Source organism: Paenibacillus sp. FSL K6-1230 (genome assembly GCF_038002385.1).
GTDB lineage: Bacteria > Bacillota > Bacilli > Paenibacillales > Paenibacillaceae > Paenibacillus > Paenibacillus massiliensis.
Map to the genome: position 1 here is coordinate 3,197,010 of NZ_JBBOCK010000001.1, position 20,800 is coordinate 3,217,809.

General features: G+C 50.6%; 17 protein-coding genes. 1 reads left to right on the forward strand and 16 read right to left on the reverse strand.

The features are described 5' to 3' along the window. Positions 1-203: 203 nt before the first annotated feature. From MKX74_RS13865 to MKX74_RS13935, 15 genes are all read right to left on the reverse strand, one after another. Positions 204-797 (reverse strand): (2Fe-2S)-binding protein, encoded by a 594-nt coding sequence (locus tag MKX74_RS13865; RefSeq protein ID WP_341178808.1) that lies wholly within the window; start codon positions 795-797, stop codon positions 204-206. After that, positions 794-3,109 (reverse strand): xanthine dehydrogenase subunit D, encoded by a 2,316-nt coding sequence (gene pucD / locus MKX74_RS13870; RefSeq protein WP_341178809.1) that lies wholly within the window; start codon positions 3,107-3,109, stop codon positions 794-796. Before pucD ends, MKX74_RS13865 begins: the two co-directional genes overlap by 4 nt. A gap of 5 nt (positions 3,110-3,114) precedes the next feature. Then, entirely contained in the window at positions 3,115-4,014 is a 900-nt protein-coding gene (locus MKX74_RS13875) for an FAD binding domain-containing protein (RefSeq protein ID WP_341180579.1), read from the reverse strand. Next, complete coding sequence (locus tag MKX74_RS13880; RefSeq protein ID WP_341178810.1) at positions 4,007-4,666, reverse strand: nucleotidyltransferase family protein; 660 nt, start codon at positions 4,664-4,666, stop codon at positions 4,007-4,009. Before MKX74_RS13880 ends, MKX74_RS13875 begins: the two co-directional genes overlap by 8 nt. After that, on the reverse strand, positions 4,611-5,720 hold the full coding sequence (locus MKX74_RS13885; protein ID WP_341178811.1) for an XdhC family protein: 1,110 nt from the start codon (positions 5,718-5,720) through the stop codon (positions 4,611-4,613). The genes MKX74_RS13880 and MKX74_RS13885 overlap by 56 nt, the downstream gene beginning before the upstream one ends. A 151-nt stretch (positions 5,721-5,871) precedes the next feature. After that, positions 5,872-7,194, reverse strand: coding sequence for a 5'-deoxyadenosine deaminase (locus MKX74_RS13890; protein WP_341178812.1), 1,323 nt, complete (start codon positions 7,192-7,194; stop codon positions 5,872-5,874). Between the two features lie 13 nt (positions 7,195-7,207). Beyond that, positions 7,208-8,422 carry a pyridoxal-phosphate-dependent aminotransferase family protein gene (locus MKX74_RS13895; protein ID WP_445667272.1) on the reverse strand — a complete coding sequence of 405 codons (1,215 nt, stop codon included), beginning with the start codon at positions 8,420-8,422 and terminating at the stop codon, positions 7,208-7,210. Positions 8,423-8,460: 38 nt separating this feature from the next. Then, positions 8,461-9,753 (reverse strand): M20 family metallo-hydrolase, encoded by a 1,293-nt coding sequence (locus tag MKX74_RS13900; protein ID WP_341178814.1) that lies wholly within the window; start codon positions 9,751-9,753, stop codon positions 8,461-8,463. After that, complete coding sequence (locus tag MKX74_RS13905; RefSeq protein ID WP_341178815.1) at positions 9,746-11,158, reverse strand: allantoinase; 1,413 nt, start codon at positions 11,156-11,158, stop codon at positions 9,746-9,748. Before MKX74_RS13905 ends, MKX74_RS13900 begins: the two co-directional genes overlap by 8 nt. A gap of 14 nt (positions 11,159-11,172) precedes the next feature. Then, on the reverse strand, positions 11,173-11,556 hold the full coding sequence (gene uraH, locus MKX74_RS13910; protein ID WP_341178816.1) for a hydroxyisourate hydrolase: 384 nt from the start codon (positions 11,554-11,556) through the stop codon (positions 11,173-11,175). A 26-nt stretch (positions 11,557-11,582) separates the two neighbouring features. Next, positions 11,583-12,098 (reverse strand): 2-oxo-4-hydroxy-4-carboxy-5-ureidoimidazoline decarboxylase, encoded by a 516-nt coding sequence (gene uraD, locus MKX74_RS13915; RefSeq protein ID WP_341178817.1) that lies wholly within the window; start codon positions 12,096-12,098, stop codon positions 11,583-11,585. A gap of 292 nt (positions 12,099-12,390) precedes the next feature. Next, a complete protein-coding gene (locus tag MKX74_RS13920; RefSeq protein WP_341178818.1) occupies positions 12,391-13,989 on the reverse strand; it encodes a PucR family transcriptional regulator in 1,599 nt (532 codons plus the stop codon). Between the two features lie 249 nt (positions 13,990-14,238). Beyond that, the gene (gene fumC / locus MKX74_RS13925; RefSeq protein ID WP_341178819.1) at positions 14,239-15,627 is read right to left on the reverse strand and encodes a class II fumarate hydratase; all 1,389 of its coding nucleotides are present in this window, start codon (positions 15,625-15,627) and stop codon (positions 14,239-14,241) included. A 372-nt stretch (positions 15,628-15,999) separates the two neighbouring features. After that, positions 16,000-17,013, reverse strand: coding sequence for an aldose 1-epimerase (locus tag MKX74_RS13930; protein WP_341178820.1), 1,014 nt, complete (start codon positions 17,011-17,013; stop codon positions 16,000-16,002). A 190-nt stretch (positions 17,014-17,203) separates the two neighbouring features. Next, entirely contained in the window at positions 17,204-17,485 is a 282-nt protein-coding gene (locus MKX74_RS13935) for a hypothetical protein (RefSeq protein WP_018884381.1), read from the reverse strand. 160 nt (positions 17,486-17,645) lie between these two features. Between MKX74_RS13935 and MKX74_RS13940 the strand changes: the two genes are divergently transcribed. Beyond that, positions 17,646-18,878, forward strand: coding sequence for an aminopeptidase (locus tag MKX74_RS13940; protein ID WP_028591382.1), 1,233 nt, complete (start codon positions 17,646-17,648; stop codon positions 18,876-18,878). Between the two features lie 303 nt (positions 18,879-19,181). Here the strand turns inward: MKX74_RS13940 and MKX74_RS13945 are convergent, their stop codons facing one another. Next, the gene (locus tag MKX74_RS13945) at positions 19,182-20,510 is read right to left on the reverse strand and encodes a hemolysin family protein (protein WP_018884379.1); all 1,329 of its coding nucleotides are present in this window, start codon (positions 20,508-20,510) and stop codon (positions 19,182-19,184) included. Between the last annotated feature and the right edge of the window lie 290 nt (positions 20,511-20,800).

Genomic DNA, 20,800 nt, shown 5'->3' on the forward strand with positions numbered 1-20,800 from the left:
TTAACATAATTGATACCTTTTCCTGCAGAAGCAAAAGAAAAGTCGAAGGTGAGCGCTTCCTGCGAAGCCTTCCTTCGACTATATTAGCTCGGGATACATCCTATTCGATTCAGAAGGTGAATAAAGAGAAGTAACCTTGAGATACATGATGCCTTGCTTGTAAGATTTATTTTGCTCACTGGACTGTAAGCAGACTCTATATATCACTGTTCTTGCTTTTGGAGCGTCTGCTCTCGGCATTTCACAGCAGCCTGCTCAACAGCTCGAATAATTCCACTGTAGCCTGTACAACGACATAGATTGCCGCATAACGCTTCTTCAATGTCCGCTTTCACGGGGCTAGGATTCTGATCAAGCAGTGCTTTGGTGGACAGGATCATACCCGGTGTACAATAACCGCACTGAAAGCCACCCTCTTCCACAAAGGCTTCCTGGATCGGATGAAGCATAGACTTCTTTCCTTGGATAGCGATCACGTTCGTGTTCATCTTTTGATCATCTTCTGCTGCTGAATCTCTGGCGATTGCTTGATCAGCGCCGTCTGCTGAACCTAAACCTTCTATAGTCATGATGCTGCGGTCCTGACACTGATAAGCCATGAGCAGGCAGGAATTCATTGCGACCCCGTCGATCAATACCATGCATGCTCCACATCGTCCAATCTCACAGGAGATCTTCGTTCCTGTTCGTTGCAGATCTGTACGTAGTATATCGATCAAACGGCGGGAAGGAGCTATCGCAAGCTCGATCTGACGTCCATTCAGCTCTGCTCTCCATACATACGCTTGCTCACTCATCCCCACTTCACTCCTTTCTCCTGCCCTATGAGCGAATCAAGAGGTCTCATGAGCAGCTCTCTTCTGACTGGCAGGTGCTTCACTCGCACACCTGTAGCTTGATATATAGCCTCAGCAATCGCAGGAGCCAGCGCCACTGATCCGACCTCACCTACACCACGTGGTCCGTAAGGATCGCCCTCCGGCAGTTCTTCAATCGCCTCTACCTCCAGCGAGCTGTGGATGTCCCGCACCGTCGGAATGATATACGTATCCAGATTCGGTGTTGCATAGCGGCCGTGTGTCATAACCGCATCCTCTGTCAAAGTGAAGCCCAGTGCCATGACACTGCCGCCCTCGATTTGTCCCAAATATCCCATGGGATTCATAACTGGCCCCGCAGCTACGATATGACGGGTATCCTGTAGCTTGGCTTCGCCAGTCAACAGATTCACTTCCACCTCTGCGATGACGGCTGCATAAGTGTATAGAAAATGGCCCCCCATGACCGCATCTGGGGTGGTCGGATAATCGAACCGTGTATCAAACACAAGCGGCTCCGTCGCAGCTGCCACAATCTCTGCATAAGTCACACGTGGACGTAACAGAGGCGCAGCCATACGCTTGTATTCCTCCACCTGCCATACACCTCCGGGTCCCGTAACCAGCTGCTCTGGAATAATACCTGTCAAGGCCGAAGCAATCCCCAGGAGTTGCTTCAGGAAAGGGTCCTTCAGTCGCTGCAGGGCCATCCATGCCATTGTTGTAGACCGCGAAGCTGTACTGGACCCGCTGTGCGGCACGAGGTCTGTATCCCCAATGACGATGCTAAGATCCGAGGCGGAGCAGTTGAACAGGTCAATCAGCATCATTTCGAGGGTAGCCACCAATCCTTGACCGAATTCCTCGTAGCTGAAGGCCACCTCAATAAATCCCTTTTCGGTAAGTGATAGTCTGCCACCTGCTGGATCAGGTAGTCCATAGCCCAGTCCTGCTCCATGCATGGCTAGTGAGGCGCCGATCCCCCGACGTATCCATGGTAAAGGCTTCTCTTCCTCTATACTACCTCTCCTGCTCTGCCACAGCGAAGAGTTCTCTACGGCTTCCCACACCTGAGCTAGCCCCTCCGTCTCCAGTATTCGCTGCTCCAGGGGGCCTGGGTCACTGCTACTCCGCATGTTCCTACGCCTGAATTCCCACGGGTCCATGCTTAGAAGGGCAGCAAGTCGATCCATCTGTCCTTCTACGGCGAATATCGTCTGATTACCCCCGAAGCCTCTGAACTCGCCTGCCACACCATTATTCGTGTATACAGCCATTCCTTCTACATCCACATGCGGAATGCGGTAAGGCCCGAGACAGTGCTCTGTCGCAAAATTCAGTACGGGAGCACCCAATGTCGCATATGCCCCGGTATCCGAGATCATTCTTACCCGATGGGCAACCAAGTAGCCTTGTTCATCCGTTCCTGTCATCATCTCGATCTTCATTGGGTGTCGCTTGAGTCCTGCCCGGACAGATTCCTTACGTGAGTTGTGAAATTTCACTGGACGCCCACAATGCAGAGCAAGAAGCGCACCGTATGGCTGTACATTCAACTCGTCCTTTCCACCAAAGGAGCCCCCGATCGGACTGGAAATCACCCGAATCGCTTCCTCGGGCAGGGCAAGAATGCGGGATAGCTGCATTCGATCCTTATAGCCGTGCTGAGTGGCAGCATACACCGTAAGTCTGCCATCCTCCTCAGGAACGAAGAGGCCTCCTTCCAGCTCCATGTAAGTATGCATTTGCCGCGGGGTATAATATGTTTCCTTTACAACATGTACACACTCCGCAAAAGCGGCCTCAGCATTGCCACGCTTCACCTCAGTTCGGTGTAGTACATTGCCTTGGGGATGAAGCTTCGGTGCCTGGTCTACCAGTGCCGCTTCGGGTGAATCCACAACCGGCAATTCCTCATAGCTAACCTTGATCAGCGCCAGAGCTGCTTTCGCCAGTTCAGGAGTGTCTGCTGCAACAGCAGCTATCGCGTCTCCTGTATATCTGACCAGATCTTCACAGAAGACGGGCTGGTCTGGTGTGGCGATGCCAAATCGATTCAGACCGGGTACATCCCGCCAGGTAAGGACTGCACGTACACCGTCGAGACGTAGCGCAGCTTCCAGATCAACGGCTACAATTCTGGCATGTGGATATTCACTTCGTAGCACACGACCATACAGCATATCCGGATGGGATAGGTCGGTCAGATATGAAAGACGGCCCGTGACCTTCTCAGGTCCGTCAGGCCGCTTATACCAGCGTGCGCCGCTGTTCTCACGATTCAGCAACATTCGGCTCACTCCTTTGCTTTGTGAATACTCTCCAGACTCTCAAATAATCCAGCGGTAAGCAGATTAGCGGCAAGACTGCTCCGGTACTCGGCTGAAGCGAACACATCTGTATTCGCCGCAAATTCCTCTTGTATCGTCCGTGCAAGCTTACCGTAATCTGTCATCCATGGCTGCATGGATAACAGTAATTCCTCCGAACGAGGGAGTCTTGCTGAGATACATGCACCGCCACCAGCAGCCAGAGCAGCCGATATCCACTTTCCTGCCGAATCCTGGACTCCCTCAAAAGCAACGCTCACAAGAGCAGGGGTGAAAGCCGCTCTTCTGCCTACTTTTTTGAAAAAGCTCACTTGGGGTTCAGCCACTCGCGGGATATGTGCGGCACATAGAACAGCTTCACGATCAATGCCACTGCTACGCGCGCTATCTAACCAATCCCTAAGAGATTGTCTTATGAAGGTCTTCTCTCCTAGCCATTCCAATTCGGCATTCATAACCAGCAGAGCTGGCAGAGCATCGCCAACCGTGGATACAATGTTACCGCCGAGCGTGGCTAAATTCCGAATGGAAGGGGCAGCAATGTGACGAACTGCCTCTGACAGTAGCGGCGCACATGCTACAACGGCTGTATTGCTAATACAATCCTTCAGTCGTGTCATCGCACCGATACGTAGAGCACGTTCTTGTTCAGAGATTCCGTACAGCTGCTCAAGCGCATCCAAGGCGATCAGGTTGGACGGGACAGGAACTGCGCCCCCTTCCCATTGGGTCCGTAGCAGGGTTCCTCCTGCCACAAAGGTTGCCTGGGCACCCAATACTGATCTGGTATGCAGGATCTCCTCCTGCGTCGTTGGCAAGCTCACAGTCGGCTGGCTCATGGAAGGAAGGATCGAGTGGCTATTCATTTGCACAGCTCATCACCCTCCTCTCCTGTTCTCGAAGGTGCATGAGCGCTGTCTCCGTATCTGCATCCATGAACAGATCAGCAGAGTAGTCACAATAGATACCTCTGTATCTAGCGCTCTTGAGCAGTATGCCTGCACCACAGTCTCCCTGTAGCTGTCGCACTGCCTCATACATGGTGGATGTCAATATAACCGGGGGCTGGGGGGAGGCTCCGTTACGGGCCGCAATATAATCGAAGCTCTGCTCTGGTCGAGTGAAATTATAGACATCATCATAAAGCTGTAATAATGCATCCAGGCTACTCTCCTGCACAAAAGGCTGGTCAGCCAGCAAAATCATGATCGCTTGCGCTCCCCGACGAATAGCCCCTTCCAGTCCACATTGCAGGGAAGCAGACATGCCAGTGCCAGCCTTTGTACAATGTAGATATTCTGCTCGGTCTTGTCTGAGTGCTTCATCGAAGATGGATGTAAGCCAATCTGGCTGGGAGCATTGCCGTCCCACTACAAGCACATGGTCAAGTCGTGAATTCAGGGCAGTATCTACGACCCTTGCTCCGATCGAACGACCATCCAGCAGTAGCTCCGCCAGCTTGTCACGACCCAGTCGCGAACTTCGGCCGGCTGCCAGAATCACTCCGGTGACGCTCATAATACCACCCCTCCTTCAAGGACTGTGACTGCGCCTTGGCTTTTCCCCTTCGAATCGCAATCAACTCAGCCATAATGCTGACAGCTATCTCCTCCGGTCCATCTGAGCCGATGTGTAGCCCAACAGGAGAATGCAAATTCAAGAATGTGGGCAATCCCTCCAGCAAGCGTGCTGTTCGTCCCTTCGTTCCCATAATGCCAATGTACGCACATGTGCTCTCTGCCAGCAGCTCTAACAGCTCACGCTCACGCTGATATTGATGGCTCATGAGGAGCACAAAATCCGTCTCCATGATACGAAGCTGTCCATGCAACACTTCCTGTGGGAAGCCATGGATCAGATCAGCTCCTGCAAAATTCTCTGCAGTTAGCCGCGCTGTCCTCCAATCCGCCATAACTACACGGAAGCCTGTGGCAAGAGCAAGCTTACATACGGGCTCCGCATCCGGTCCAGCACCGAAGATCACAAGGCGTGGCTGGGGCCGATAAGTCCTCACGTAGCTATCTGGCCAAGGCTGATGCTCTGTATGTGCGAGCATCAGCTCATGGCTATTGTCTATATGAACTGCAGCTAATGATGCCAAATTGCCCGACGCATCTAGCTTATTGTCAATAGCATCCCCGGCAATTTCTAGCCTATATTCTGCATGCTCAGCAAGCCAATCATAGGTACGTGTGAGGATAACGTGATGCCCTTTCCCAAACAGATCAACCATCGTCTCCATGGCCATCTGGAGCTGCTGCACGACTGGCTCCAGCACCAGGTGCATCAGTCCACCACAACCAACATGCTCACCCCAGGACAGATCGTCTACTGGTCTCATATCATAGGGGACTTTGGCAATCTTCCCTGTAGCCAGCACCTCGCGAACCCGCTCTCGAAGATCCTCCTCTATACAGCCCGGACTAATACTCCCCCAGGCTCCCCCATCTTCCCCGAGCAGCATGGAAGCCCCTTCTTTGCGGTACGCATGACCCTCAACATATACGGCTGTTACCAGCACCTTTCGTTCTCCGCCTTTGACAGCATGAACACATAATTCTGCCATATCCATACGAGGCTTCCTCCCTTCAGCGTGGTATGCATCTTGGCTACACTTGGCTACGCGAGCAGTATATACTTCGTAATAATCTCTAAAGCCAACGATTCAGAATTTGCAACAATCTCATGAATGCCCATCAGTTCACATCAAGTAGAAATGAAAATTACATCGTACGTATCAACCTTGCAATGGATTTATCCGCCTCCTGCAATACGATGCCCCGATCAATGGTTGTCACCATACGATTCTCAAACACTATAGCTCCGTCAATAATAACTGTGTCCATATTGCTCCGGGTAGTGGAATAGACAACGCGGGAATAAATGTCTGTATCATACGATGGGTATGTGTGATAGTCATCCAGATCCAGCAAGATCATATCGGCCTTCTTCCCAGCCTCCAGGCTGCCAATCTCTTTGGCCATACCCAGTACCTCAGCTCCGCCCATCGTCGCCATTCTTAGGACAGTACGGGCATCCATTGCCGTTGGACCATGTGGAATCTTCTGAATGAGCGCAGTCAGGCGCATTTCCTGGAACATATCCAGATTGTTGTTGCAGGGTGCTCCGTCGGCACCGAGTCCGACATGAATATGGCGGTTCAGCAGATCAGGAATATCCGCAATGCCTGAGGAAAGCTTCAAATTGGAGCCCGGGCAGTGAGTCACCTTCACCCCGCGTTTACGAATAATCTCCTTTTCCTCCTCACTCAGCCAGATGCAATGCGCCAGAATTAGTCTTGAATGAGCCAGACCAATATGATCCAGGTAAATAATATTTCTCATACCGCGCTCGGATTCAACTAGCGCAATCTCGCCCTGATTCTCTGAAGCATGCGTATGCACCCGCACATGATACTGAGCTGACAGGTCACGTACCTCGGTCAGAAGCTGCTCAGTACAGGACACTACGAATCTTGGACAGAAGGCATACTGGATACGTCCACCACCAAAGCCATTCCATTTCTCCAGCAGGTCTACACTTTGCTGAATGGAATCCTCTGTGCGCTCACGTAGCGGGAGGGGCACCTCATCCCCATGATCCATCATCACCTTGCCGGAGATAATTCGTATGCCGCTCTGGGCCATGGCCTGAAATGCAGATTCGGTGTGATGTACCGTCTCCATATCCAGCACTGTAGTGGTCCCGCTTGATATTAGCTCTCCTATGCCTAGCAGAGCCGAGTAATAGACCGATTCCTCATCGTGAGCAGCCTCCAGCGGCCAGATTCTTTGGCGAAGCCAATCCATCAGCTCCATATCGTCTGCGCGCCCGCGAAACAGGGTCTGACACAGATGAATGTGCGTCTGCACGAAGCCTGGCAGCAGTACTTTGCCGCAAGCATCAATGACACGATCAGCTTGTGCTTCAATATGTGGACCAATCTCCTTAATTACCTGATTCTCTATAAGAACGTCGCCAATGAAAACCTCCTCTTCGGCATTCATGGTAACGATCTGTGCTCTCTGGATTAAAATACTCCCCATATGTGCTCCCCCTCTAATGCTTACCTTGATACACATCCAGCGCTGCCTGTACAGCTTCTCCCGCTGGTGCACGATACCCACTTCGAATCAATACTGCCTCAAGTGCTCCAAGCGTATGCAGCACATTTGTCTGCCTACAGCTATAGCCCATCGTTCCGATTCTCCAGATTTTTCCTCGTAATGGCCCAAATGAGCTAGCAATTTCGATCCCGAAATCATGAAGCAGCATCGAACGCACCTGCTCCCCATCGATCCCCACTGGAATATGGACACAGGTCACTACAGTAAGCTTACTCGCAGCATTCCCGTACAGCTGCAGGCCCAACGCCTGAAGTCCGGCCATCAGTGCTGCTTCATGCAGCCGGTGTCTGGCAAAGCGTGCCTCCAGCCCTTCATCCAGAATAATCCGCAAGCCCTCATACAATGCATAGAGCATGTTGGTCGCTTCTGTATGATGATTCAGGCGCGCTGGACTCCAGTAATCCTGAAGCTGGCTCAGATCGAGATAATTGCTCTGAATGGGGCGACACTTGATTGGGTCCGTTACCGTTAGTGCCACCTTAGCGTCCTCAATCGGACCTCGCAGCCCCCGCTCCACTCGCTTCCGTGCTTGAATCCGCTGCTCTGCGCGCTCATTATAGGTTAGGGGGGCCATTCCTGCCGGGACAGACAAACATTTCTGTGTTCCTCCCATAACTGCATCAAGCTTCCAATCGTCGGTCTCGACTGGCACCCCTCCAATGGTAGCTACAGCATCCACCACAAGTAAAATGTCCATCTCCCGGCAAGCTGCACCGATCTCAGCGAGCGGCTGTATTTGGCCCGTAGAGGTCTCGCCATGCACCATGGCCACTAGATCCGGCCTTACTCGCTTGGCCTCCTGAATGATATCTTCGGGGGCAAAGACCCCTCCCCAGTCCCGCTCCAGGATACAGACGTCCGCTCCGCAGCGCTCGGCAAGCTCCACCAGCAGATGACCGAAGCGTCCAAATATAGGAACCAGCACCTTGTCTCCCGGACGGATCAGACTGGTTAGAACCGCCTCAATGCCTGAGCGTGATGTGCCATCTATCGGGTAGCACCACTGGTTGTTCGTCTGATATATCATGCGCAGCATCTCCATTGTCTTGTTCATCAACGCTGTGAATTCCGGGTCAAATTGCCCCAAAATCGGATAAGACATCGCCCTTAGCACTCGTGGGTCTACCTCTACGGGACCTGGGGTCATTATTGTTCGCGGTGATGGAGAAAGCTCTCTGTAACTACTCAAGCGCCTGCACCCCCGTAACCTAGTTCATATAATGCTGATGCTAGTACGCTGTAGCCTAATATTAAATGCTCGGGGGCCGTGTATTCGTCCGGGCTGTGGCTAATGCCTCCACGACTTGGTACGAAAATCATGGCCGTAGGGCAGACATGCCGGAACATCTGTGCATCATGACCCGCACCACTAGCCATTACGCGGAAAGCCAATTGCTTGCTGTGGCACACTGCTATCAGAGAGTCCATCAGTTGGCGGCCCATGGGGACAGCAGCTGCATCCAGTGTCTGAACGCTGACGAAGCTGACCTCATCTTCCTCTGCCACTACTGAAAATTGTCGCAGTAGCTCTCTGCTATGCCGCTGCAGCTCCACATCCTCTGCATGGCGAATGTCCAGTGTGAATTCAGCTCCACCCGGAATGACGTTTGGCGTTCCTGGCGTTACAGAGATACTCCCTACAGTAGCTACCAGTCCATCGTCCGTCTCCAGTGCATACGATTGGGCGGCTACAATCATCCGGGCGGCACAAGTCAGGGCATCCTTTCGATGGTCCATCGGTGTCGTTCCTGCATGATTCGCCTCGCCATGAAGCTGGATGCGATACCGCTGCTGAGCGACAATCGCCGATACAATGCCGATCGGAATGTTGGATCGCTCCAGGACGGATCCCTGTTCAATGTGCAGTTCCAGGTAAGCACCTAGTTTCCTCGCGGGCTCAGCATATGAACTATCAGGCCCAAAGCCACATTCTCTTGCAGCCTCCAGCATGCTGATGCCTTCACGATCCGGGAGCAGGCCAACATCCTCCCAGCGGACACGCCCAGCGATACTACCGGAGCCCCAGTAAGCGGTAGGGAATCGACTACCCTCCTCCTCGCAAAGCGCGACTACCTCCAGTGTTCTGGTTGGTTTACCATATCGCTCCTTCAGCTCGATCAGTGCCAGCAGGCCAGCTACAATACCTAAAGCACCATCATAATCGCCGCCTGATGTCACCGTGTCCACATGGGAGCCTGTTACGATCGGAGCCAGATCTGGATCTGTTCCTTGAAGTCTGCCAGTAAGGTTACCCGCACGGTCAAAAAACACCTCCAAGCCAGCCTTCTTCATCCATGTCATAAGCTTCTGCTGTGCGGACAGCCATGAGCTCGTATAAAGAAGACGCGTAACTCCCCCAGTCTCATCTCGACCAATATCCGCCAATTCCTGAAGCAGCTCAAGCAGTTGGGGACCATAAGTCTGTTGTTCTTCATGTCCATTGAGTGAGGATACTGCTTGCTCATGAGCATCACGCATAACGGTCCTCCCTTGGATCAACCCCAGCCATCCTGGGCTTTAACCAGCTTCCTGACCGACTCACGCTAACTCCATGCTGCTTGTCATATACCTGATTTCCTCGGCAAAAGGTAGCCGCAATCGAGCATGGAAACGTGTGATTCAAATAAGGGCTCTGTACGTGGGTATAAAGAAGCTCCTGAGCCGTTAACGTAAAAGCCTTGTTGAAATCTACCAAGGCAAAATCAGCGTCCTTGCCAATCTCGATACTTCCCTTGCGGTCGTCCAGCCCCATTCTCGAGGCAGGTGCCAAGGCAACGATTCTAGCAATCTGTGGCAGTGAGAGACCTCTGGCGAGATATCCCTCCTCCAGCATGAGCAGCAGTGTACTCTGAGCGCCGGAGATCCCGCCCCAAATCTCGAACATATCATCAGATTGCTTCAGCGACGGTGGGCATGGTGAGTGATCCGACGCAATGATATCCACTGAACCATGGAGCAATGCATTCCACAACCGCTCCCGGTTATCCGTGCTTCGCAGCGGCGGAGCACATTTGGCCACAGCTCCGAGACGATCAGCATCCTCATCAGTGAGCAGCAAATAATGAGGGCAAGTCTCCGCACTGACATCCATCCCGCTGGCTTTTGCTGCATCAATCAGCTCCAAAGCCTCCGGCGTACTTATATGAACAAAATGCAGTCGACAGCCCGTATGTCTTGCGTATAGCAAAGCACGACTAACGGCCTCCACCTCAGCGATTACAGGTCTGGATTCAATATAATCCTGCATGCCCATACGCCCTTGCTGCCGTATTAAAGCCGTGGACGCCTGCACAATATCTTCACTTTCTGCATGCAAGGCCAGTAGACCGCCTATTGAAGCAATCTTTTTCATACCTTCCAGCAGGGTAAGCTCATTCGAGCGTGCGAAGATCCCTTCGCCCTCGCCACCAGGATCGGACATAAAAGCCTTGAAGCCGACGACTCCTGCCGCTGCCAGCTCATCCAATGCCTCGATATTGCCCGGAACAAGCCCGCCCCATAAAGCATAATCCACACAAGAGCGCTCCTGTGCTCGTGCAAGCTTCAGGTTCAGTGCCTCTCTGTTCACCGTTGGAGGAACCCCATTTAGCGGCATATCCACATATGTCGTGCACCCGCCAGCTGCGAGGGCTGCAGAGCCTGCTGCGAAGCCTTCCCAGCTCTCCAGACCAGGCTCGTTGAAATGAACATGGATATCGACCGCCCCAGGAAGTATGGTCAGCCCTGCTGCATTGAAGACCGTCGTTTCCTCTGCAATGTGTTCAAGGTGACCTATAGCAGCTATTTTGCCATCCTTAACAGCGATATCTGCCTCTATGCATGCCTCTGGTAGCACAACCATACCGTGTCTAATTACCAGATCGAATTGTCTATGTCCTGTCATTGCGAATTCCTCCCTTAGCTCCCCCGATACGTACTATAGCCCCCAGGTGCCAACAGAAGTGGAATATGATAATGCTGATGGCTGTCCCGGATATGAAACCGAATTGGAATCCAGTCCCATAAGGCAATGTGGGCTCCAGAAGAATGCCTGGTATCCTCCAGATAGGCTGCAGCATAGAACCTCAGCTCATAGATACCCGTTCGCACAGCCTCACCCTGCAGCAATGGCTGATCGGTTCGCCCATCCTCATTCGTTGTAGTCTCAATTAGAAGACTCCCTTTGTCAGTCCGTGAAGTAGCCTCTCCATAGTAAAGCAATTCAATCTTCATCCCTCTGCCGGGCAATCCCTGGCCTGTATCCAGCACGTGAGTTGTTAATTTTCCCGTATGTGTACTCATTAGACAGGTCCTTTCCTGATCAACAGTTAGATTTGTTCAGTGCGCTCGACCCACTGCTCCAGCCTGATTGATGCAATGCGCAACACCTGTTGAGTAGCGGTCTTCAATTCCTCCTGTCTTGTGCCCTCCACCCGTTCGCGCATAATCTGAATGATCGAGGAAGTCGTATGGCCCCTGATTGCGAGAATAAACGGAAATCCAAAACGCTCAGTGTATGCCGCATTCAGACGTTGCAGCTCAAGAAAATCAGATTCAGTGAGCTGGCTCAATCCTGCTCCTGTCTGTTCCTGTACAGAATTGCTGCTCATCTCCAGTCTGGAGCCCAGATCAGGGTGACGACGTAGAAGATCCAGAATCTGTTCTACATCAGCCTCCATAACTATCGATTTCATTACATCCAACATGGCTGTATAATCCGGAAAAGGTCTATACCCCGCAGCCTTCTCTGCAATCCAGGGAGAATGCTCGAATAGTGCTCCGAATTCATGCATAAAAGCTTTGTGTGACAATTCATTAATAAGTTGAAGCGTGGATGGCTTCATCCTGTCAGCCCCCCATCGGATAATTGAGAGTTATTGTATATGTATGTATATAGCGTGACAATAATAATCACGCAATTTTGTTACCTAAACTAACATTATGTATGATTTTTGTATTTGGTTCCTGACCGCTCCATGAGAACAGCCCTCCCGATTGAACGGGAGGGCTGAATTCCAATAAATTCGATTGGGATGGATCGGGTGGGCAAAATTGGTTAGAGTTGGAATGGATTCGGGTGGATATCGTAGGCTTTCATTGCATTGGATTGCATTGGATTGAATTTGCTCGATTGGCTCACTGCGCCTTTTGCTGCTTAAGGAACTTGCGAAATGTAAAGACCATCTTGAGCTTCAATAGATCGTTTGTCTTCTTGAAATCCATTTGTAGCAGCGCACTGATCTTCTCCATACGATAGGTGACCGTATTCCGGTGGACGTAGAGCTGCTTGGCTGCCTCATTAATGAGACCATCATGCTCGACGAAGGCTTCCAACGTATGCATCAGCAGTTCATTCGGGTCCTCACGAACAAGAGGCTCCAGTAGCTTGCTGCAATAATTCGCCATGATCTCGGTGGGCACATGCTGGAACACATACGCGAATTCCAAGGTATCGAACTGAAGCGCCGTATCCTTCATAGCGAAGCGAAGAGCCAGTTTGCGCGTCTCCACGCACTCCTGGTATGCGCTCTGGAGTCCTTGCTGCTCGGTCTTCAGCTTGCTGATCCAGAATCGAGGACCCGGCTCTCCACGCGTGTGCTGTGTGGCAATGACGTCACTGAAGCGATTGGTCAGAAAGCGGGCGAGCTTATCTCCCTCATCCTGCCCCGATACACTGCTAAAGATGGACAAGATGCCGGTATCCACCAAAAAGTGACGCGCAGGATTCAGCTTCATCAGCGGATTGTATTGAAGCTCATGATACAGCTGCTTTAATAAGGTATGTGAAGCAAAAACCTCTGGCTCAAGAGTCGTCAGTACGCATTGATACGGGCCCTCACAGACACTCATCTTCCTACTCTCCAGGTACTCGGCAAGCTCGCTAGCCGTAATCCTCCCGTTCAAATACTGCATCATGACAGCTTTCATCTCATCCTGTGAGGTTGGACTCATATGCACCTGATCTGTCTGATTCATGTAGTAGGCAAGCACCTCAGCTGCCTGCTGGAACAATCCCTCCTCTGCCTTGAAGGATATCGAGGATTCCGTGAAGACGAGCAGAAATCCAAAATCCTCCTCCAGTTGGCGAATCGGTACTCGATGACAACTGCCGGCATCCCATTTCACCCGGGCATATACCGACTTCCAGGGCCAGCCCTTCATCCAGCCCTGCTCTTGCTCCCATTCGCCATTCGTATACAGGATATGGCCCCTTGATCCAACAACGGCGATCCGGCAATCCAGGATCTCAGACAATCCCGCAAAAATACTTGCTTCCGCATTCTTTCGCAAGGCAAATTGCATGAGCTCCTTCTGCCTGCTGACAACGGATTGTAACGCCTTCGTGCTGCGTTCATATTCGGCTCGAAATAGCGCATTCATCTGATCCGAGAAGGTGAACTGAAAGGGTAGCTCAAGGAGCGGGAAATTGAGACGATCCGCCTCCGCCATCACGGCCTCTGGAATGCTGTCCCAGAAGCGGCCAAGCTTGACTCCGAGCCCTGCACATCCTCGCTCGTGAAGCTTCTTGAGCAGCTTTGTCGCATCCTCATGACTGTCTCTGAGCAGGAAACCGGTAGTGAACAGCAGCTCGCCCGATTTAACCCAATCGGCAATATCAGGCGCATCCATCACATTGACCGACTTCATCCTGCGAGAGGTTCCCGCTGCCCCAGCGACCAACTTGGCTTCCGATAGCGGGTAGATTTCGAGTGCCTCCTGTACCGTAAGCTGCATGTTATAGACCTCCCATCCCTTTCACATGTCTCGTTATATGCCCTTGTTTGTAATTTATTATAACACGAGGGGCTGGTGCGGGTCATCAGGATGTTGTAAATGGGCAGTGGATACAAAAAAATCGCCCTTTAGATTAATGGAAGTATTAAGCCTCCATAGTCCATAAAGGTGCGATTTTTTTGTGTATACTTTGAGTTTTCCGCTTAAGCCGTGCCCTGAATGTAATGCCCTTGTGCTCTACGGCAATACCTAAGCCTTCGGTTCAATCATCTTGGCAGGGTCCACGTACTGGTCGAACTGCTCCTCAGTGAGCAAGTCTGTCTGGAGTGCAGCTTCTTTCAAGGATAAGCCCTCGGCATGTGCCAGCTTGGCAATCTTCGCTGCATTTTCATAACCAATGTACGGATTCAATGCCGTTACCAGCATCAATGAATTGTACAGATTGTGCTCGATCTTCGCTCGATCTGGCTCAATTCCTACTGCACAGTTATCATTGAAAGCCACAATGGAGTCAGCCAGCAGCTGCACAGACTGCAGGAAGTTATAGATAATGACAGGCTTAAATACATTCAGCTCGAAATTCCCTTGGCTAGCTGCAAAGCCAATAGCCGCGTCATTTCCCATCACCTGGGTAACTACCATGGTCAGTGCCTCGCTCTGTGTCGGATTGACTTTACCAGGCATAATGGAGCTACCAGGTTCGTTCGCTGGGATGATAATCTCGCCCAGACCGCTACGTGGCCCACTTGCCAGCCAACGCACATCGTTGGCAATCTTCATCAGATCTGCTGCGAGCGCTTTGATCGCACCATGGGCAGTAACTACCTCATCATGACTCGTCAACGCATGGAATTTGTTCGGCGCAGAGATGAATTCTTTCCCTGTAAAGGAAGAAATCTCAGCCGCCGTCAAATTGCCGAACTCTGGATGAGCGTTGATCCCCGTTCCGACAGCAGTGCCTCCAATGGCCAGCTCCTTCATATATTTAACGGTATCTGTAATCATACGCGCACTCTTATCTAGCATGGCATACCAACCGCTGATCTCCTGCCCCAGCGTCAGCGGCGTGGCATCTTGAAGATGGGTACGACCGATCTTAATAATGTCCTTGAACTGCTCAGACTTGTCCTGCAAAGTGGCCTTCAGCTTCTCGATGGCAGGAAGCAGGCGATCCTCTACCGCAATAACGCCGGATACATGTAACGCAGTCGGGAACGTGTCGTTCGAGCTCTGGGACATGTTCACATCGTCATTCGGGTGCAGTCGCTCTTCCTTGCCCTGCTCTGCCAGCCATTGGCTTCCCAGATGAGCAATTACCTCATTCACATTCATATTAGACTGCGTGCCGCTGCCTGTCTGCCATACTACAAGCGGAAAATGATCATCCAGCTTGCCACTGATAATCTCATCAGCAGCAAAGACAATAGCATCCTTCTTACTCTCAGCCAGCTTGCCCAGCTTGTGATTGCTAATCGCTGCACTTTTCTTGAGAATAGCAAAGGCCTGAATGACCTCAATCGGCATTTTTTCCGTACCAATCGGGAAGTTCTGCTTACTGCGCTGTGTCTGCGCTCCCCAGAGTCGATCTGCCGGGACCTGAATCTCACCAATCGTATCTTTCTCAATCCGGTATTGCACGTGTATTCCTCCCTCAAATATGTAATGAGCTAGGTACAGCCTGAATGTGACTTCTGTCATATTATACATGATTCAACAGCGTTCTTCACATCTTTTTGTAAACGCTTTTCCTTCATGTTTCCATAATAAATATTATGTTAACTAAATCTAAATTCAAGCGCGACTTGACCGCTTCGGAGCATTAATACAAAAATATATTAATACGCTCCCACGCTAAGGCATTAAAGTACCGATGAACGGATATAGCGTTCCATGATGCACCAATGCATACTAAAGAGGGTATCTCGCAAGACACCCCCACAGTATTATATGCAACTTGTACATGAGCCACGTGAGTAGTTTACTTCACTGCACCTGTCAATGTGCTATCAGTTACTCAGCCGCCTGTTGAATACAGTACAGACGTGCTGTTTGTTCGAAAATCTCGCCAGGCTGAAGCGCAATCAAGCCAGCTTCCTCTGCTGCAATACCTTGCAAATTCGGTGCATTGACACGGTTCATCTGCGGCTCCGGGCAAATGAACTGCCCGCACGCCTTGTTATTCCAGATCATCCAGTGCTTATAGCTGGTACCTACATCATAGATCAACGTTGCACCCACACGAGTGTCAGTCAAGGACATGTAATTGCGGCCATTCTGCGGAGCCGCTGTATAGTGGTGATCCATCTCTTCAAAATAGGGATTGATTCCCTCACCCTTGAGGGCCTCCTCTTCGGCAGACAGCTGCTGCAACGAGCCCGTAGGTAAGGAGCGGTCGCTTAGCTCAATTCGCTCACCGATCGTCACCTTGATGCGATAATCCTCCGCACTGCTACCTGGAGCGAATGGCGCATTAATCGCCGTATGGAATGCGAATAGATTCGGCATCGCCTCTTCGCCCTGATTGACAATCGTGTATTGCTGACGCAGTCCGAACGCATCCAGGCTGTAGCGAAGCTGGATCGTGAAGGTGAATGGCAGGAAGGCATACATCGGATGCTCCTCATCCACCTGCTGTGTCAGAATAACGTAGCTCTCTGCCTCAGATGAGCCATATTCCTCCAGATTCCATGGCACATTGTGCAGAAATCCATGCAAATGATTGTTGGTCTTTGGCTCATTGATCGGTAGCTCGTAGGTCGTACCCTTCCATGGAAATTTACCATCCTCGTAGCGGTTAGGCGGGAACAGGAACGGTATCCCAAATACCGCAGGACTGCTCAGGAACTCCTCCATTCCATCGGCCTCTGGCTCTCTTAGAAAGCGATAGCCGTATTCCGTATCCCGAAAAGCAACGAGATTAGCTCCAACAGAAGGTATAACAGCAGCTTCATAACCGGCAAAGCGCAGCCACACAGCAGGTACGCCGTGAAATGGCTCCTCTAGCGCAGTATGTTGATAAGACATATAAGAACCTCCTTGACATATGTATAGAACCAGACAGTAACGCGGCTGCATTCTGACCCTACTGTAGCTTGGCACAAGGGCAGCATGCAGCATTGTAAGCGCTGATCATTTCGGTTTGACTATATCATGAATTGGCCCCTATTGGAAATGGGTCAAAGTGCTACTTTGCGCACGCTTATGTGACATTATACTACTTGGACTCCATCGCATCTCTCGCCGCATCGAGCAGCATGTCGAACAGATCGTCATCTTCCTCAAGCAGCTCGTCAATAGCTAATAGCTCCTCTTCTATGCGCTCTCCTTCAGCATAATGAAGGCTGTAGTCCCACTCCTTGCCCTTCTTACTGAAAAAGGAGATTTCGAAGGTGGATTTCTGTCCCTCCATATTAAACACCGCTTGTCCGAGGAAGCTACCATCCTCCTCTTGCCGCATGGTTGCACTAATCACTGTCGCTTTGGACTGCTCTGTCATTCATTCATACATCCTTTCTTGTTCAGCGTAATATCACTTTGTGCTCATGATGATTCATGGTGATTCAAGCGATCATTTGTGAACCTCATAATTCCATTGTACAATAGTTGTGACACGTAGCATACTGCGTATCGAATTACCTTTAACGGAGGAAGAACATATGTCTGATTTTGAGCAAAATTTAGAAAAATATGCAGAGCTCGCCGTTCGCGTAGGTGTTAATGTCCAGCCAGGACAGACCCTGGTCGTGAATGCACCGATTTCCGCAGCGGAATTCGTTCGCTTGATTGTCAAGAAAGCCTACGAAGTGGGTTCCAAATATGTGAAGGTGATCTGGTCCGACGAGGCGGTCACTCGTCTGTACTACGAGTTGGCTCCAGATGAGAGCTTTAGCATTCCACCGAAGTGGCATGCAGAAGAGATGACCGAGCTGGTTGAGCAAGGCGCTGCTGTACTACACGTCATTGCGGATAACCCCGATCTGCTGGCTGGCATCAAGCAGGACCGCATTACCGCTGCCCAACGGGCCAAGGCTACAGCTATGGCCAAGTACAGAGCCTATCAGCAGGCTGACAAATTCAGCTGGTCGATCGTAGCTGTACCTTCCGAAGCGTGGGCTGAGAAGATATTCCCCGATCTTCCTGCAGAAGAACGCATACATACACTTTGGGAGACCATCTTCAAAATGGTTCGTGTGGACCAGCCAGAACCGGTTACGGCTTGGCAGGCTCATATGGATAACCTTCAATCCAAGTCGGATATTCTCAATGCCAAGAAGTATCACAAGCTGCACTATACAGCTCCTGGTACTGACCTTACCATTGAGCTGCCGAAAGAGCATCTGTGGGTTGCTGCAGATAGCAAGAATGAACAAGGTAACTTGTTCGTTGCGAACATGCCGACAGAGGAAGTGTTCACTGCACCGCTGAAGACAGGTGTGAACGGCAAGGTATCCAGTACGAAGCCACTTAGCTACGGTGGTAACATTATTGATAATTTCACAATTACGTTTGAGAATGGGCGGATCGTGAAGGTAGAAGCAGAACAAGGCTTGGAGACCCTGAAGAGTCTGGTTGAGATTGATGAAGGCTCGCATTACCTCGGTGAGGTGGCGCTGGTTCCTCATCATTCTCCTATCTCGGAGTCCAACCTGCTATTCTACAGCACGCTGTTTGATGAGAATGCTTCCAACCACTTGGCTATTGGCAGTGCCTATGCCTTCACACTGAATGGTGGCAAGAAGATGACTCAGGAGGAGCTTGCGGAGAATGGTCTGAACAGCAGTCTTACGCATGTAGACTTCATGGTCGGTTCAGGCGAGATGAACATCGATGGAATTAACCACGATGGCACTAGAGAAGCCGTATTCCGCGACGGCAATTGGGCGATCTAGATCTAACCGCACGGTAAGTCGCTGTCTGCTGTTGTTGAAAGACTTGATGTAGGTGCCTGATGTTAATACTTGAATCATGTGCGATTCAGGCACAACACCGTATAAATTACCAGTAAATATCACACATACTGCAAAGAGGCTGGACAAGGAATTCCTTGTACCGGCCTCTTTAAGTTTTTAGATAAGATCACTTTAGTTAAGAGTTCTTGGATATTAGCTCTTAGATATTAGCCCACAGATAAGAGCATTTGGATATATCAAATAGGTAAGCTACACCAAAATGAAGACCGTTTGCGTTTGCGCTTACGCGCCCTCCTCCTCCAGCAATACCTCATCTTCTAGTCTGGAAATGTGAATGCGCGAGATTCGTTTATTCTCCGTCTCCGCTACACGCAGTAGAAAGCCATTGAACGCGATGCTTTGCCCGGGGTCGGGTGGAATCATTTCAATACGGGAGTACATCCAGCCTCCAATCGTATCATAATCCTCACTATCCAGACCCAGATCGAAGCGCTCGTTCATTTCTTCGATAAGCATCATGCCATCCACAGAGAACTCATCCTTGCCTATTTTCTCTAGTGGCGGGCGCTCATGGTCGAATTCATCCTGAATTTCACCGACGATCTCTTCCATGATATCCTCCAGCGTTACCAGACCAGAGGTGCCTCCATATTCATCAATCAGGATGGCAATCTGTGTCTTACTCCGCTGCATTTGCTTCAGCAAGCTACTAATCTGTGTGGATTCGGGGACAGCCAGGATGGGTCGGATCATTGTTCGGGTATCCAGCGACCTGTCACGCAGCAGATCCTTGATATGGATGAAGCCAATAATATGGTCCTTATCCTCACCGCATATCGGGTACCGCGTCCGCATGTTATCTGAAGCAATTTCCAAGTTCTCCTCCGCCGATAGATGACTATACAGACAGATCATTTCTGTACGGGGAATCATAATCTCGCGCGCTGTCGTATCAGTAAAATCAAATATATTATCAACAAGCGCCAATTCCGTGTTATCGATTAGACCGCTCTTATTACTTTCCTTCATCAGTATACGGATTTCTTCCTCCGTGTGAACAGACTCCTCCTGCTCACTTACCGGTTCGACGCGGAACAACCTGAGCAATTGATTCGCCAGCCCATTCAGTACCCAGATAAAAGGATACATAAGCTTGTAGAACCAGGTCATCAGCATCGCAGAATAAAGTACAATCGTAAGCGATTTTCGAATCGCCAATGTCTTGGGTGCAAGCTCACCAAGTACAATATGCATGATCGTAATGATGATAAAAGCTACTATGATCGCAGCGCCATGCACATAGATCGGACCGAGTCCGGCAGCTGCGAATACAGGTTCAATGAGACTTGCAATGGCTGGCTCCCCAATCCAGCCGAGTCCTAGGGATGCTAATGTTATACCAAGCTGGCAAGCAGATAAATAGCCGTCCAGATTGTGAATCATTTGTGATGCGTATACAGCCTTCTTATTGCCTGCCTCCAGCAGACTATCAACCCGACTGCCTCTCACCTTGACCATGGCGAATTCTGCAGATACGAAAAAACCGTTCAGCAGCACCAAGAAAAACACTGCAAAAATATTGAATATAATGGGTAAAGGGTCACTACTCAATCAATTCCCTGACCACCAATGGATTAGCAGCCAGGTGCACCTCCTTCGAATGGTTTGCACATATACCGGACTTCCTGCAGACTGCAGCTTCAACTCCCCAATGGGCCCACTCCTCTCTTCACATCGGCACATAGCATAATAATTCGAATGTATCAATCAGGGGTAGCTTATGTAGACGTTACAAGACGCTTTCCACCTACCTACTGCTGATGGGATATCACTCGCAAGATTGATGCAACATGCGCAGCATAAGTAAAAACTTATACTTAATTATATAGATATACCCTACA